This is a genomic window from Cellulomonas hominis (assembly GCF_005239125.1).
GTDB lineage: Bacteria > Actinomycetota > Actinomycetes > Actinomycetales > Cellulomonadaceae > Cellulomonas > Cellulomonas hominis_A.
The window spans coordinates 1-13539 of sequence record NZ_SZYE01000103.1; the positions used below are offsets into that span (position 1 = coordinate 1).

At 75.9% G+C, this 13539-nt stretch carries 14 protein-coding genes; 7 read left to right on the forward strand and 7 right to left on the reverse strand.

Features of this window, described 5'->3' with window-relative positions:
* Window positions 1-504 precede the first annotated feature (504 nt).
* Both lnt and FA014_RS12610 read left to right on the forward strand, forming a co-directional pair.
* Window positions 505-2070, forward strand: coding sequence for an apolipoprotein N-acyltransferase (gene lnt, locus FA014_RS12605; protein WP_154730024.1), 1566 nt, complete (start codon window positions 505-507; stop codon window positions 2068-2070).
* Window positions 2067-2861: a polyprenol monophosphomannose synthase gene (locus FA014_RS12610; protein ID WP_154730025.1), complete on the forward strand. Its 795-nt coding sequence runs from the start codon at window positions 2067-2069 to the stop codon at window positions 2859-2861. Before lnt ends, FA014_RS12610 begins: the two co-directional genes overlap by 4 nt.
* A gap of 66 nt (window positions 2862-2927) precedes the next feature.
* Here FA014_RS12610 and FA014_RS12615 read toward each other — a convergent pair whose 3' ends face one another.
* From FA014_RS12615 to FA014_RS12625, 3 genes are all read right to left on the reverse strand, one after another.
* Entirely contained in the window at window positions 2928-3272 is a 345-nt protein-coding gene (locus tag FA014_RS12615; RefSeq protein ID WP_147793582.1) for an RNA polymerase-binding protein RbpA, read from the reverse strand.
* 213 nt (window positions 3273-3485) lie between these two features.
* Window positions 3486-4583 (reverse strand): carboxylate-amine ligase, encoded by a 1098-nt coding sequence (locus FA014_RS12620; protein WP_230323119.1) that lies wholly within the window; start codon window positions 4581-4583, stop codon window positions 3486-3488.
* Window positions 4584-4652: 69 nt separating this feature from the next.
* A complete protein-coding gene (locus FA014_RS12625; protein WP_154730026.1) occupies window positions 4653-4943 on the reverse strand; it encodes a DUF4287 domain-containing protein in 291 nt (96 codons plus the stop codon).
* 115 nt (window positions 4944-5058) lie between these two features.
* Here FA014_RS12625 and FA014_RS12630 point away from each other — a divergent pair, with 115 nt between their 5' ends.
* Window positions 5059-5673, forward strand: coding sequence for a shikimate kinase (locus FA014_RS12630; RefSeq protein ID WP_195969276.1), 615 nt, complete (start codon window positions 5059-5061; stop codon window positions 5671-5673).
* Window positions 5674-5708: 35 nt separating this feature from the next.
* Here the strand turns inward: FA014_RS12630 and FA014_RS12635 are convergent, their stop codons facing one another.
* Window positions 5709-5918, reverse strand: coding sequence for a helix-turn-helix domain-containing protein (locus FA014_RS12635; RefSeq protein ID WP_154730028.1), 210 nt, complete (start codon window positions 5916-5918; stop codon window positions 5709-5711).
* Window positions 5918-6397 (reverse strand): DUF2975 domain-containing protein, encoded by a 480-nt coding sequence (locus tag FA014_RS12640; protein WP_154730029.1) that lies wholly within the window; start codon window positions 6395-6397, stop codon window positions 5918-5920. The genes FA014_RS12635 and FA014_RS12640 overlap by 1 nt, the downstream gene beginning before the upstream one ends.
* Window positions 6398-6518: 121 nt before the next feature.
* Here FA014_RS12640 and FA014_RS12645 point away from each other — a divergent pair, with 121 nt between their 5' ends.
* The 3 genes from FA014_RS12645 to FA014_RS12655 all read left to right on the forward strand — a co-directional run bounded on the left by FA014_RS12645 (window position 6519) and on the right by FA014_RS12655 (window position 11717).
* Window positions 6519-8021, forward strand: a complete 1503-nt coding sequence (locus tag FA014_RS12645) for an outer membrane protein assembly factor BamB family protein (protein WP_154730030.1) — start codon at window positions 6519-6521, stop codon at window positions 8019-8021.
* Window positions 8022-8060: 39 nt separating this feature from the next.
* Window positions 8061-9242: an epoxide hydrolase family protein gene (locus tag FA014_RS12650; RefSeq protein WP_154730031.1), complete on the forward strand. Its 1182-nt coding sequence runs from the start codon at window positions 8061-8063 to the stop codon at window positions 9240-9242.
* A 114-nt stretch (window positions 9243-9356) separates the two neighbouring features.
* Window positions 9357-11717: an ATP-binding cassette domain-containing protein gene (locus FA014_RS12655; RefSeq protein ID WP_154730032.1), complete on the forward strand. Its 2361-nt coding sequence runs from the start codon at window positions 9357-9359 to the stop codon at window positions 11715-11717.
* Between the two features lie 24 nt (window positions 11718-11741).
* On the opposite strand, the gene FA014_RS12660 is transcribed toward FA014_RS12655, so the two are convergent.
* Both FA014_RS12660 and FA014_RS12665 read right to left on the reverse strand, forming a co-directional pair.
* A complete protein-coding gene (locus FA014_RS12660) occupies window positions 11742-12146 on the reverse strand; it encodes a RidA family protein (RefSeq protein WP_154730033.1) in 405 nt (134 codons plus the stop codon).
* 67 nt (window positions 12147-12213) lie between these two features.
* The gene (locus FA014_RS12665; RefSeq protein WP_230323120.1) at window positions 12214-12573 is read right to left on the reverse strand and encodes a nuclear transport factor 2 family protein; all 360 of its coding nucleotides are present in this window, start codon (window positions 12571-12573) and stop codon (window positions 12214-12216) included.
* A 164-nt stretch (window positions 12574-12737) separates the two neighbouring features.
* On the opposite strand from FA014_RS12665, the gene FA014_RS12670 reads away from it, so the two are divergent.
* On the forward strand, window positions 12738-13286 hold the full coding sequence (locus FA014_RS12670; protein ID WP_154730034.1) for an AAA family ATPase: 549 nt from the start codon (window positions 12738-12740) through the stop codon (window positions 13284-13286).
* Window positions 13287-13539 lie beyond the last annotated feature (253 nt).

A 13539-nucleotide genomic window follows, 5' to 3' on the forward strand; every position in this document is an offset into this window, starting at 1 on the left:
CCGCCACCGGTCCCGCCGTCCCGCTCCGCGCCCGCGGGGCCCGCATCGCGCGGACGGGTGAATCCGCTGCTCCGGGCGGGGCGGCGCGTCACCCGGTCGGCGCCACCGGCGCGCCCGGCGGGGGCCCGGGCGACACGCCGGACGACACGCCGAAGCGTCTCGACCATCTGGACAAATCCGGCACGGCGCGACGCGCCGCACGACCTGCGGGGACGCCGCTGAGCGGCCCCGCGGGACCCTTGACACCCCCTCCCGGTTCGATAGGTTCTCGGGAGTGGTCCGGCGAAGGCGCCGATCGGTGAGCGCCCCAGGGGGCAGGACGTCCGGGCCACGTCGGGCTCCGACCAGGCCCGCGTGTTCACTAGAGAACGGGCGCCGCCCAGGCGGTGTCGTGCGGTACGAAGGACACGCGGGCCGGTCGGTCGGCTCCTGGTGCACAGGCGCTCGCGCCGCCGTGGTCCTGCGCGGCACCGACCGGACAGGTCGGTGCCGTACCCTGGCGCGGTGCCGCTCCGTGACCCCTCCCGCTGGTGGAGCGCGGTCCTGGCGGTCCTCGGCGGCCTGCTGACCTGGACCGCGTTCCCGGACCTCGGCCGGTGGTACGCCGCCGCGCCGGGCGTCGCCCTGCTGTTCCTCGCGATGCGGCGTGACAGCGCCCGGTGGAACGCCCTCGTCGGCTGGCTGTGGGGCCTGGCGTTCTTCGTGCCGCTGCTCACCTGGGCGGACGTCGCGGTCGGCGCGGTGCCGTGGATCGCGCTCTCGGTGGCGGAGGCGGGCTTCGTCGCCCTGTTCGGCGCCGCGTGGTCCTGGGCCCGCCGCGGGGAGGCGGTGTGGCGGCGTGCATCGCTGCAGCTCGTGGTGTTCACCGTGCTGTGGGTGGCGGTCGAGGAGCTGCGGGGGATGTGGCCCTTCGGCGGGTTCCCCTGGGGCCGGCTGGCGTTCTCGCAGGCGGACTCCCCGGCGCTCGCCCTCGCGCGGCTGGGCGGGGCGCCGCTCGTGTCCGCGGCCGTGGCCGCGGCGGGCGCCGCCCTCGCCCTCGCGTGGCTGGCCGCGCGCCGGTTCGCGCTGCTGCCGCTGCTCGGCCGGGTCGGCGTCGCGGTGGCCCTGGTGGTCGCCGGTCTCCTCGTGCCGACGAACACCCGCGCCGAGGACGGCCACCTGACGGTCGGCGCCGTGCAGGGCAACGTGTCCCGGCCCGGGCTGCACGCGTTCGACACCCGCCGCGAGGTGCTCGACAACCACCTGGCGGGCACGTACGCGCTGCTCGACCAGGTCGAGCCCGGCGACCTCGACCTCGTGCTCTGGCCCGAGAACGGCACCGACATCGACCCCGAGGTGGACGGCCAGGCCGCCGCGGACATCGACGCCGCCGCCCGGGCCGTCGGTGCGCCGATGCTCATCGGCACCATCCAGTACCCGGAGTCGGGCGGCCGGTACAACACGTCGCTGCTGTGGGAGCCCGGCGTCGGTCCGGTGGCCTCGTACTCCAAGCAGCGCCCGGCGCCGTTCGCCGAGTACATCCCGCTGCGGGACCTCGTCCGGCCGTTCTCGTCCGCCGTCGACCTGGTGCAGAACGACATGCTCGCGGGGACGGAGCCCGGCGTGGTGCCGCTCGAGTCCGAGCGCCTCGGCCGCACGGTGCAGATCGGCGACGTCATCTGCTTCGAGGTCGCGTACGACGGCATCGTCCGCGAGGCCGTCCGCGAGGGCGCCGAGGTGCTGGTCGTGCAGACCAACAACGCCTCGTTCGGGTTCTCCGCCGAGTCCACGCAGCAGCTCGCGATGGCCAGGCTGCGCGCGGTCGAGCTCGGCCGGGCGACGGTCCAGGTCAGCACGGTCGGGGTCAGCGCCGTCATCGCGCCGAACGGCGCCGTCGCGCAGGACACGGAGCTGTTCACCCCCGACCAGCTCGTGGCCCGGCTGCCGCTGCGCCAGTCGCTGACGCCCGCCGCCGCCCTCGGGGGCTGGCCGAGCGGTGTCGTCGGGGCGCTGGCGCTCGTGATGACCGCCGCCGGCGCGGCGGGGGCGTGGCGCGTGCGCCGCGACGACCGCCCGGACGGCGCGGCGTGACCCCCGCCCGCCCCGCCCCGGCCGGCCGGGTCCTGGTCGTCGTCCCGACGTACGACGAGCGCGACAGCCTGCCGCGGGCGCTGGCGGCCCTGCGGCTGCACGTGCCGGACGCCGACGTGCTCGTGGTGGACGACGCGTCGCCGGACGGCACCGGGGAGCTGGCCGAGCGGATCGCCGCCGCCGACGCCGCGGAGCGCGGCCGCACCGCCATCCACGTGCTGCACCGCACGGGCAAGCAGGGGCTCGGCACCGCGTACGTCGCGGGGTTCCGCTGGGCGCTCGACCGGGGGTACGACGCGGTCGTGGAGATGGACGCCGACGGCTCGCACCGCGCGGAGGACCTGCCGCGGCTGCTGGACCGCGTGCCGGACGCCGAGCTCGTCATCGGCTCGCGCTGGGTCCGCGGGGGCCGCGTGGTCAACTGGCCGCTGCACCGCCAGCTGCTGTCCCGCGGCGCGAACGTGTACGCCTGGCTCGCGATGGGGCTCCCGGTGCGGGACGCCACGGCCGGGTTCCGGGTCTACCGCGCGGGCACCCTCGGCGCCCTGGCGCTGGGCGAGGTCGCGTCGCACGGGTACTGCTTCCAGATCGACATGGCCTGGCGGGTGATCAAGGCCGGCGGCCGGGTGGTCGAGGTCCCGATCACCTTCGTGGAGCGCGCGGAGGGCCGGTCGAAGATGAGCCGGTCGATCGTGGTCGAGGCGCTGGTGCTCGTCACGGTGTGGGGCGCGCAGGAACGGGCCCGCCAGCTGCGCGACCTGGTGCGCCGCGCGGCGGGCCGCCGGGGCTGACGCCGGGGATGACGACGGGCCCCGCACCCGAGGGTGCGGGGCCCGTGCACGGCCGTCCCGAGGTGCTCAGGCGCTCCGGCGCAGCTTGCCGGCGCGGAGCAGGTCGAGGCGCTCGTCGAGCAGCTCCTCGAGCTCCTTGATCGTGCGGCGCTCCAGCAGCATGTCCCAGTGGGTGCGCGGGGGCTTGGTGGCCTTCGGCTCCGGCTTGGACGCGTCGCGCAGCAGCGCCTCCTCGCCGCACCGGCACTCCCACACCACCGGGACGTCGGCCTCGACCGAGAACGGCAGGATGATCGTGTGCCCGTTCGGGCAGTCGTAGTACGCCTGGAGACGCGGCGCGAAGTCGACGCCCTCGTCCGTCTCCATGCTGTGGGACCCGATGCGCATACCGCGCAGGGACCGGTTCGACATCAGGGACCTCCGTGCCTTGACTTGCAGACGTATCGCTTGTTCGGCGGGTTCAACGTCCGGGGACCGTTCAGTGTTCCAGTCTGGCGTGAAGGTCCGGTGAACGCGCGGCGAGGGCGGCCGGGTGACCCCGCGCAGGGCCGGCGCACGACCGCGACGTCGCTGGTCAGCGCGTCGTCGCCACCGTGTCGCGTGCGTCACCCCTGCTCGCGGGGGTCAGCCGAGCGTGCTGCGGACCGCGCGCCGGACGAGCTCGGCGTCGTCCGCCCCCTCGTGCCGCCACCGCCGCTGCTGCTGCGCGCCGTTGCCGCGCCGGAGCAGCGCGTCGAGGTGCTCCCGGACCCAGGCCAGGTCGCCGGTGCGCTCGAGGGCCGGGGTCACGTGCCGCACGAGCTCGTCGACGGCCTGCGCCGCGCGCACGGGGCGGCCCGTGGCGGGGCTGACCAGGTCGCCGGTCAGCCCGGAGCGCGCGGCGCGCCAGCCGGCCACCCGCACCTCCTCCGCGCGGGGCTGCGGGCCGGGCTCGGTCGCGCCGTCCAGCGCCGTGTCGGCCAGACCGCGCACCAGGGCCCCGAGCAGCACCGCGTCCTCGGGGTCGAGGCAGACGTCCGCGACCCGCACCTCCACGGTCGGGTACCGCGCGGACAGCCGGGCGTCGAAGTACACCATCCCGGTGTCGAGGATCGTCCCGCTCTCGACCAGCGAGCGCACCGTGTCCCGGTAGGTGGCCGCGTCGCCGAACGGGGCGGTCGCGCCGGCCGTCGGCCACCGGCCCCAGACCTGCGACCGGAAGCTCTGGTACCCCGAGTCGTCGCCGCGCCAGAACGGGCTGTTCGCGGACAGCGCCAGCAGCACGGGGTTCCAGCGGCGCAGGTGGTCGACGACCCGCACGCCCTCCTCGTCGTCCGCGACCTCGACGTGCACGTGGCAGCCGCAGGTCAGCTGGTCGCGCGCGGTCTGGGCGAACTCGGTCGCGATGTCCTGCGCGCGGCGGTTCACCACGACCGTCGGCTCGACGTCCCGCGGCGACGTCGCGAGGGCCGCGATCCGGGCGCCCGCGTGCTGCGCCGAGGAGTCGGCGCGCCACCGGCCCGCGCGCACCTCCTCGAGCAGCGCCCCGAGGTCGGTGCACGGGTGCGTCGACGTCTCCACCTGCTCCTGGGCGAACTCCTTCTCCAGGTTGCCGCCCGGCTCGCCCGCGTCGTCCCCGTCGCCCTGCGACGAGGCGTGCTGCAGCACGGCGGCCGCGACCGCCCGCGGCGAGCCGTCCTCCGCGACGAGCAGGAACTCTTCCTCCACACCGATCGTCCTCACGCGGGAAGTCTGACCGCCGTGCTCGCATCTGTCCTGCTGAGCGGCCTGCCCGGTGCGGTGGCGTCGTGGTCAGTGCGGGTCGGTGGCCCGGCCGTCGAGCCAGAGGGTCGCCGACTCGTCCCGGTGGGTGCCGGTGGACCCGACGTGCTTCGTGCCGATCTGCGGGCCGTTCCTGATCACGTGCACGAGCGCCATCGCGTGCCCGCGGCCCAGGCCGTAGTCCTCGGCCAGCCAGGCGACGATCGCGGCCGCCTTCACGTCGTCGGCCGCGAGACCCCGGGCGGTCGCCTCGTCGACCAGGGCGCGGGGGGTCCTGCCGGTCTTCTGCTCGATCGCGTCGAGGTAGGCCTGGAACGACATCGGTCGCGTCCTCTCGGTCCGGCGGGGTGCCGGGGCCGAGTGTGCCAGCGGGGCTCGCGCCGCCCGCGCGGACGCGCCGGCCGCCGCGGGAGGACCGGTGCGGCAGACTCGTCCGGTGCCCGCCGTCCGCCCTCGTCCTCGACCGGGTGGCGCGTCCGGTCCGCTGCTGGTGCTCGTCGGCCCGGCCGCCTGCGGGAAGTCGACGGCGGGCGAGGCGGCCGCGCGCCTCCTCGGCGTGCCGTTCGTGGACGCGGACGCGGTCGGCGAGCGGTACTACCGCGAGGTCGGCTGGGACCTGGACCGGCTCGTCGACCGCGTGGCGGAGGTGGGACGGCTCGCCGCCGAGCGCGAGTGGGAGCCCGCCCGCGCGCACGCCGTCGGGCGGCTGGTCGCGGACCACCCCGGCGCCGTCGTCGCCCTCGGGGCGGGCCACACCACGTACGAGGACCCGGCCCACCGGGAGGCGGTCCGCGCCGCGCTCGCGACGGCCGGTGCCGTGGTCCTGCTGCTGCCGGCCGCCGGACGCGACGACGCGCTGCGGGTGCTGCGGGCGCGGGCGGTCGCGACGAAGGGCACCGACTGGGTCCGGGACGGTCACGACTTCCTGGCCGGGTGGCTCGACGACCCCGGGGTCCGTGCGCTGGCGACCGACGTGCTGGTGACGGGTGACGAGCAGCCCGCACGCACGGCCGAACGGGTGGCGGCGACGGCCCCGCCGGGCGGGCGCTGACGGGAGGTCGGCCCGTTCGCGCCCCCGGCCACCGCTCAGTCCTCCGGGACCCACTCCAGCAGGTCGCCCGGCTGGCAGTCGAGCACCCGGCACATCGCCTCCAGGGTGCTGAACCGCACGGCCTTGGCCCGGCCGTTCTTCAGCACGGCCACGTTCGCGGGGGTGAGCCCGACGCGCTCGGCGAACTCCCCGACGCTCATCTTGCGGCGGGCGAGCTCGACGTCGATGCGGACGACGATCGGCATCAGATCACCGCGTCCAGGTCGGTGCGCAGGGCCGTGGCCTGGCGCAGCAGCGCCCGCAGGACCAGCAGCACCAGGGCGACCACGGTGACGACGGCGGTGGCGAGGAAGAGCAGCATCGGCAGGCCGGGGTCGTCGGCGTGCAGGCCGACCCAGACGAGCACGCCGACCAGCACGAGCCAGCCCGCGGCGACCGCCCAGACGATCGCGTCGACCCAGCCGAGCGACGCCTCGGTGAAGATGCGGTCGCGGCGCACCAGGGTCAGCAGCCGCCAGGTGGCGACGATCACGACCTGCACGCACAGGACCCAGAAGATCGTGATCACGGTGGCGGGCCAGCGCAGGGCGGCGTCCTCGGGGTTCTGCTCGGCGAGGTACCGGAACTGCCCGGGCAGGGACAGGGTCTGGAACACGACCAGGATCCCGAACAGCACGACGAGGGCGAGGCGGAGCAGGGCGGTGGCCCAGCGGTCGACGGTCATGGGATCGAGGATCGCTCGTAATCTATCGAAAAGCAATAGGTGTGCGCAGCCCGCACCGCGCCCGCCCACGGGGAGCACGGAATCCGCCCACACCACTCGCCGCCGCGCGTAGGTTGCGGGCATGGCCCGCGAGCACGCGATGCAGGAGGTCGAGCTCGACGCGCCCGGGGCGGCGGGCGGGCCCGGCCCCGGCGGCGCGGCTGCCGAGGACGCCGCACACCGCGCCCGCCGGCGCGCCCTGATCCGCTGGTGGCCCGTGGCGGTCCTGGTGGTCGGGGCCGTGGTCGCGGTGCAGGTGGTCCAGGACGCGCGGGAGCGGGACCGGGTCGCGGCGGCGCGGGAGGTGCCGGGCGTGGTCCGGTACGACGTGGGACCCGACCTGCCGACGACACCCGTCGACGCCGCCCTGACCGTCCCGCTCGGCGGGACCGGCATCGCCGCCGGCGACCTCCGCGTCGCGGCGGAGCCGGTCGAGTTCGGGCGGCCGCGAGCGGTCACCGGCGTGGTCGAGGAGTCCGGCGCCGTCGCGTGGCGGACGGAGGTCGAGACGCAGGACGACGCCACCGCCCGGCCCACGATGCAGCCGCCCGTGTGCTGGGGGGCCGACGGCGGCACCGGCCCGGCCACCCGGGTGCGGTGCCTCGTGACCGACCGCCCCGCGACGCTCACGGGTGGGGGCGGGTGGCGGGAGGACCCGTCCACCCGCAGCCGGCTCCTGACGCTCGACGCCGGCACCGGGGCCGTCCTGCACCAGCGGGACGTCGCCCCGCAGACCTCCGTCGTCGCCGACGCGGAGCTGGCGGTCCTGGGGCAGGTGACCGCGGACGGCGTCGTCCGCGTCACGGCCGAGGACGTCGCCTCCGAGGCGGTCGTCTGGTCGACGGAGCTGGGCGGCCTGCCGGGGGTCGATCCCGTGTTCGACCCCCGCCTCGACCTCGGCGACGAGCGCGTCACGGTGTGGACGGGCGGGCGGGTGCAGGTCTTGGGACGGGCCGACGGTGCGCGCCTGGCCGAGGGCATCCAGGTCTGGACCGGCCGGGACGGCGGCCTGCTGGTGCAGGACGGCGACCCGGGCTCGGTGCGGCTCGCCGGTCACGACGGCACGGGGACGCGGATCGTGCCGGCCCTGCCTCTCGGACTCGGCGTCGACGACGGCTCGGCGCCGGGGGTCGAGCTGTTCTCCGCCGTCGTCGGGGGCGACCGCACGCTGCGCGGTGTCGACGCCGCGACCGGGGAGACGCTCTGGCAGGCCGGGCTCGACGGGTCGGTCGACAGCTGGCCGCTGCTGCTCGACGGCGTGCTGTACGGGGTCGACGCCACCGCCGCGTGGGCGGTCGACGCGCGCGACGGCCGCGAGCGGTGGCGCACGGCCCGGAGCGTCGGGGACGACGGTGCGCCCGCCCAGGACGTGTCGGGCAGCTCGCTCTCGCCCGTCACGGACGGCCGGGCGCTGCTCCTCGTCGAGCAGTCGCCGGGCAGCGAGGCGCAGCTCGTCGCGTGGTCGCTGCGGACCGGGGCGGAGCTGTGGCGGACGGCGCTGCCGCCCGAGGCCGGCGGCTGGGTGCACCCGTGGGACGGGGCGCTGTACGGCGGGGCCGAGCACCCTGTGCGCATCGGCGGCTGACCCCTGCCGGCGGCGCCGTACCGGTCCTAGGGTGGCCCCATGCCGGACGCCGAGCACGGCCCCGCGGCCCCCGAGCCGTTCACCTCGCGCACCGACCCCGCGGCGCTCGCGAACCTGCGCGCCCGGCTGCGCGCGACCCGGTGGCCGGACGTCCCCGAGGACGCGGGCTGGTCGTCCGGGGTGGACGTGGCCTGGCTCCGGGACCTGGTGCGCACCTGGGCCGAGGACTTCGACTGGCCCGCCCGGGAGGCGGAGCTGAACCGGCTGCCCCGGTACCGGGTGCGGGTCGGCGGGCTCCGGGTGCACGTGGTGCACGCCCGGGCCGTCGCCCCGGCGGGGCCGGTGCTGCCCCTGGTGCTCACCCACGGCTGGCCGGACTCGTTCTGGCGGTACTCCGAGGTCGTCGACCTGCTCGCGGACCCCGGCGCGCACGGCGCGGACCCGGCGGACGCCTTCGACGTGGTCGTCCCCGACATGCCGGGGTTCGGCTACTCCGACCGGCCCGCGCAGGCCCTGGACTCGATCGCGGTCGCCGGGCTCTGGACCGAGCTGATGACGGCGCTCGGCCACGACAGGTTCGGCGCGGCGGGCGGCGACATCGGCAGCCACGTCACCCGGTACCTCGCGCTCGACCACCCCGACCGGGTCGTCGCCGTGCACCGGACGGACGCGGGCGTGCCCCGGCCGCAGGCCGACCCCGCGACCCTCACCCCGCAGGAGCGGGCCTGGCTGGACGACGTCGCCGGGTGGGTCGCGACCGAGGGGGCGTACGCGATCCTGCACCGGACCAAGCCGCAGACGCAGGCGGTCGGCCTGACCGACTCGCCCGCGGGCCTCGCGGCCTGGGTGGGGGAGAAGCTCCGGGCCTGGAGCGGCGGCGGCGGCGACCCCGAGGGCTCGCTCACCCGGGACCAGATCCTCACGAACCTCACGATCTACTGGCTCACCGGGACCATCGGGTCCTCGATGCGGATGTACCGGGCCAACGCCGCGATCCCGCCTGAGCAGCTGGCCCGCCGCGTCGAGGTGCCGTCGGGGTTCTCGATCTTCGCCGGCGACGTCCTGAGGCCGCCGCGCGCGTGGCTGGAGCGGACCGCCCACGCGGTGCGCATCACCGAGCCGCCCCGCGGCGGGCACTTCGCGCCGATCGAGGAGCCCGAGGCCTACGCCCGCGAGCTGCGGGACTTCTTCCGGCCCTACCGCGCGGCGCTCGCGGACTGATCGGGGCGGCACGCGGCACGCACGCCGTGAGGTCCTTGCGCGCCGTCGCGCGGCCGGTCAGGCTGGACCGCCACCTCCCGTCCACGTCCGCCCCCGACCCACCAGGGAGACCCGATGCCGACGTCGCACGTCGCCGACAGCCACGACCTCATCCGGGTCCGGGGCGCGCGGGAGAACAACCTCAAGGACGTCGACGTCGAGATCCCGAAGCGCCGGCTCACGGCGTTCACCGGGGTGTCGGGCTCGGGCAAGAGCTCGCTGGTGTTCGCGACGATCGCCGCCGAGTCGCAGCGGATGATCAACGAGACGTACAGCGCCTTCGTGCAGGGGTTCATGCCGACCCTCGCGCGCCCGGACGTCGACGTCCTCGACGGGCTCACCACCGCGATCATCGTCGACCAGGAGCGGATGGGGGCGAACCCGCGGTCCACCGTCGGCACCGTGACCGACGCCAACGCCATGCTGCGGATCGTGTTCAGCCGCCTCGGGCAGCCGCACATCGGCTCGCCCCAGGCGTTCTCCTTCAACGTCGCCTCGGTCAGCGGTGCCGGGGCCGTGACGTTCGAGAAGGGCGGCGTGCCGACCAGGGAGCGCCGGGAGTTCAGCGTCACCGGCGGCATGTGCCCCCGGTGCGAGGGCCGGGGTGACGTCCAGGACTTCGACCTGACCCAGCTCTACGACGCGGACAAGTCGCTGGCGGGCGGCGCGCTCACCGTGCCCGGCTACACGATGGACGGCTGGTACGGGCGGATCTTCGCCGGCAGCGGGTTCTTCGACATGGACAAGCCGATCCGCGACTTCACGAAGCGGGAGCTGGCCGACCTGCTGCACAAGGAGCCGACGAAGATCAAGGTCGAGGGCATCAACCTCACCTACGAGGGCATCATCCCGAAGATCCGGAAGTCGATGCTCGCCAAGGACGTCGACGCGATGCAGCCGCACATCCGCGCGTTCGTCGAGCGCGCCGTCACGTTCACCACCTGCCCCGAGTGCGGCGGCACCCGGCTCAACGAGGGCGCGCGGTCGTCGAAGATCCGCGGGATCAGCATCGCGGACGCGTGCGCCATGCAGATCAGCGACCTGGCGGCCTGGGTGCGGGGGCTCGACGAGCCGTCGGTGGCGCCGCTCCTCGAGGCCCTCGGGGAGACGCTGGACTCGTTCGTGGAGATCGGTCTCGGCTACCTGTCGCTCGACCGGCCCTCGGGGACGCTGTCCGGCGGGGAGGCGCAGCGCACCAAGATGATCCGGCACCTCGGGTCGTCGCTCACCGACGTGACGTACGTGTTCGACGAGCCGACCATCGGCCTGCACCCGCACGACATCCAGCGCATGAACGAGCTGCTGCTCCGGCTGCGGGACAAGGGCAACACGGTGCTGGTGGTGGAGCACAAGCCCGAGGCCATCGCCGTCGCGGACCACGTGGTCGACCTCGGCCCGGGCGCCGGTACCGGCGGCGGCCGCATCGTGTTCCAGGGCACGGTCGAGGAGCTGCGGCGCAGCGGCACGCTCACGGGGCGGCACCTCGACGACCGGGCCGCGCTCAAGCCCGCGGTCCGCACACGGACCGGCGTGCTCGAGGTGCGGGGCGCGTCGTCGCACAACCTCGTGGACGTCGACGTCGACCTGCCGCTCGGCGTGCTCACCGTCGTCACCGGCGTGGCCGGGTCGGGGAAGTCGTCGCTGATCCACGGGTCGGTGTCGAAGCGGGACGGCGTCGTGGCCATCGACCAGGGCGCGATCCGCGGCTCCCGGCGCAGCAACCCCGCCACCTACACCGGCCTGCTGGAGCCCGTCCGGAAGGCGTTCGCGAAGGCGAACGGCGTGAAGCCGGCCCTGTTCTCCGCGAACTCCGCCGGCGCGTGCCCGACCTGCAACGGCGCCGGCGTCGTCTACACCGACCTCGGGATGATGGCCGGGGTCGCGACCACCTGCGAGGAGTGCGAGGGCCGGCGGTTCCAGGCGTCCGTGCTGGAGTACACGCTGGGCGGCAAGGACATCAGCCAGGTGCTCGCGATGTCGGTCACCGAGGCCGAGGCGTTCTTCGGCGAGGGCGACGCGCGGACCCCGGCGGCGCACGCGGTGCTCGACCGGCTCGCCGACGTGGGGCTGGGGTACCTCAGCCTCGGCCAGCCGCTCACCACGCTGTCGGGCGGCGAGCGGCAGCGGCTGAAGCTCGCGACGCACATGGGGGAGAAGGGCGGCGTGCTCGTGCTCGACGAGCCGACCACCGGCCTGCACCTGGCGGACGTCGAGCAGCTGCTCGCGCTGCTCGACCGGCTGGTCGACTCCGGGAAGTCCGTCATCGTGATCGAGCACCACCAGGCCGTCATGGCGCACGCCGACTGGATCGTCGACCTCGGCCCGGGTGCGGGGCACGACGGCGGCCGGGTGGTCTTCGAGGGCACGCCGGCGGACCTGGTGGCGGCCCGTTCGACGCTCACCGGGGAGCACCTGGCGGCGTACGTGGGGGCCTGACCGGGGTCGTGCCCGTGCCGCAGCTCAGCGAGCCGGGACCGACGCGACCGCCTCGATCTCGACCAGCACGCCCGGCCGGGACTCGGGCACGGACACCACGGTGACCGCGGTGCGGCGCCGGCCCCACACCGCGGCGCTCGCCTCGTAGGCGGCCGTCGGGTCGACGCCCGCGGTGAGGAAGATCCGCAGGATCGCGACGTGGTCGGCGTCGGTGCCCGCCTCGGCGAGCACGGCCAGGACGTTGCGCAGCGCCTGCTCGGTCTGCGGGCCGAGGCCGTCGAGCAGCGTGCCGTCGGCGTCGAGGCCGTTCTGGCCGCCGACGTACAGGGTCGGGCCCGCGGGCAGCACCATCCCCTGCGCGAAGGCGGGGCTGCGCACCGTCCCGGGCGGGTCGACCGGGACCGGGCGGGCATCGGGCTGGGTGGACATCGTCGGCTCCCTCCGTCGGAGGACCCCAGCATGCCGCCGACCACTGACAGCGACCAGTGTCCCCGGGTCAGTCCCGGACCAGCACCGTCCACAGGCGGGCGATCCGGTCGTCGCGCACCTCGGCGACGTCGATGCCCCGGACCACGGGGTCCTGCCCGGGCGGGCCGAACTGCCAGCCGAGCAGAGCGAGGTCCTGCGCCCGGCGGACCGGGCCGTCCGCGGAGAACGCGAACCCGGGGGCGCCGTCGAGCAGCCCCTGGGCCTTGCGGTGCAGGGCGTCCCAGCCCCGCACCGTCTCCTCCGGGTCCGAGAACACGACGTCCGGGGTGTACGTCTCCTCGATCGCCACCCGCCGGCGTTCGGGGTCGCGCTCCCCGAAGACCCGCCGCAGGTTGGCGTCCATCAGCTCCTCGATGCGGTCGGTCACGCGCCGCCCCTCTCGTCGTGCCGGTCCGGACACGGCGCACGCTACCCGCGGCCGGCGCACCGGGGGGCGGAGCCGGACGTGACTCCGGCCCGGCGGGCCGTGGCCCCGGGCGTGCGGTCCCGGCGGTGCGGTCCCGCGGGTGCGGGCGGCGGTGCGGTGCCACGATGGCGCTGCACGGCGCCCCGTCGGACGAGGAGGACCACGTGCTGGTGCAGATCTGCGGCCTGCCCGGCTCGGGCAAGACCACGCTCGCGGCCGCGGTGGCCGACGCGGTGCCGGTCGTGGCGCTCCGGGTGGACGCCATCGAGGCGGCGATGCGCCGGTACGACGTCCCGCCGGAGCAGTCCGGCATCGCCGCGTACTCCGTGATGCACGCGGTCGCCGGCCCGCACCTGCGTCGCGGCCAGGTGGTGGTCGCCGACGCCGTCAGCCCCTCGGGCGCCGCGCGGGACGGGTGGGCCGGGACGGCGGCCGCGCACGGGGCGACGCTGCGGGTGGTCGAGGTCGTGTGCCCGGACCCCGCGGAGCACCGGCGCCGGGTCGAGACGCGCCCGGCGGACCTGCCGGGGTTCCCGCTGCCGACGTGGGACGACGTCCGGCGCACGGCGCGGGAGTACGAGCCGCGGCACGACGAGCGGCTGGTCGTGGACAGCACGCGGCCCGTCGCCGACCTGCTGCCGGAGGTGCTGGCGTACCTGGGGCTCGCGCGCTGACGGGGGCGAGCGGCCGGGGCGAAGGCGGAAATGGCGTGGCGCCGGTGGGTCCCGAGGACTAGCGTCCCCGGCTCGTGACGACATCTGCTCCGGCCGCCGGCTCCGGCGAGCGCGCCCTCGTCCTGGGCGGCGGCGGCTCGACCGGCAACGCCTGGCTGCTCGGCGTCGTGGCGGGGCTGCTCGCGGGCGGGACCGACGTGACCGGTGCCGACCTCGTGGTCGGGACGTCCGCCGCGGTCGGGCGGACCCGGGG

Bases quoted from the DNA above. Each gene is read 5' to 3' on its own strand.
- FA014_RS12615 (WP_147793582.1), bottom strand. From the start codon at position 3,272: ATGTCGAACCGGTCCCTGCGCGGTATGCGCATCGGGTCCCACAGCATG.
- FA014_RS12625 (WP_154730026.1), bottom strand. From the start codon at position 4,943: ATGTCGTTCCAGGCCTACCTCGACGCGATCGAGCAGAAGACCGGCAGG.
- FA014_RS12635 (WP_154730028.1), bottom strand. From the start codon at position 5,918: ATGCCGATCGTCGTCCGCATCGACGTCGAGCTCGCCCGCCGCAAGATG.
- FA014_RS12640 (WP_154730029.1), bottom strand. From the start codon at position 6,397: ATGACCGTCGACCGCTGGGCCACCGCCCTGCTCCGCCTCGCCCTCGTC.
- FA014_RS12645 (WP_154730030.1), top strand. From the start codon at position 6,519: ATGGCCCGCGAGCACGCGATGCAGGAGGTCGAGCTCGACGCGCCCGGG.
- FA014_RS12650 (WP_154730031.1), top strand. From the start codon at position 8,061: ATGCCGGACGCCGAGCACGGCCCCGCGGCCCCCGAGCCGTTCACCTCG.
- FA014_RS12655 (WP_154730032.1), top strand. From the start codon at position 9,357: ATGCCGACGTCGCACGTCGCCGACAGCCACGACCTCATCCGGGTCCGG.
- FA014_RS12660 (WP_154730033.1), bottom strand. From the start codon at position 12,146: ATGTCCACCCAGCCCGATGCCCGCCCGGTCCCGGTCGACCCGCCCGGG.
- FA014_RS12670 (WP_154730034.1), top strand. From the start codon at position 12,738: ATGGCGCTGCACGGCGCCCCGTCGGACGAGGAGGACCACGTGCTGGTG.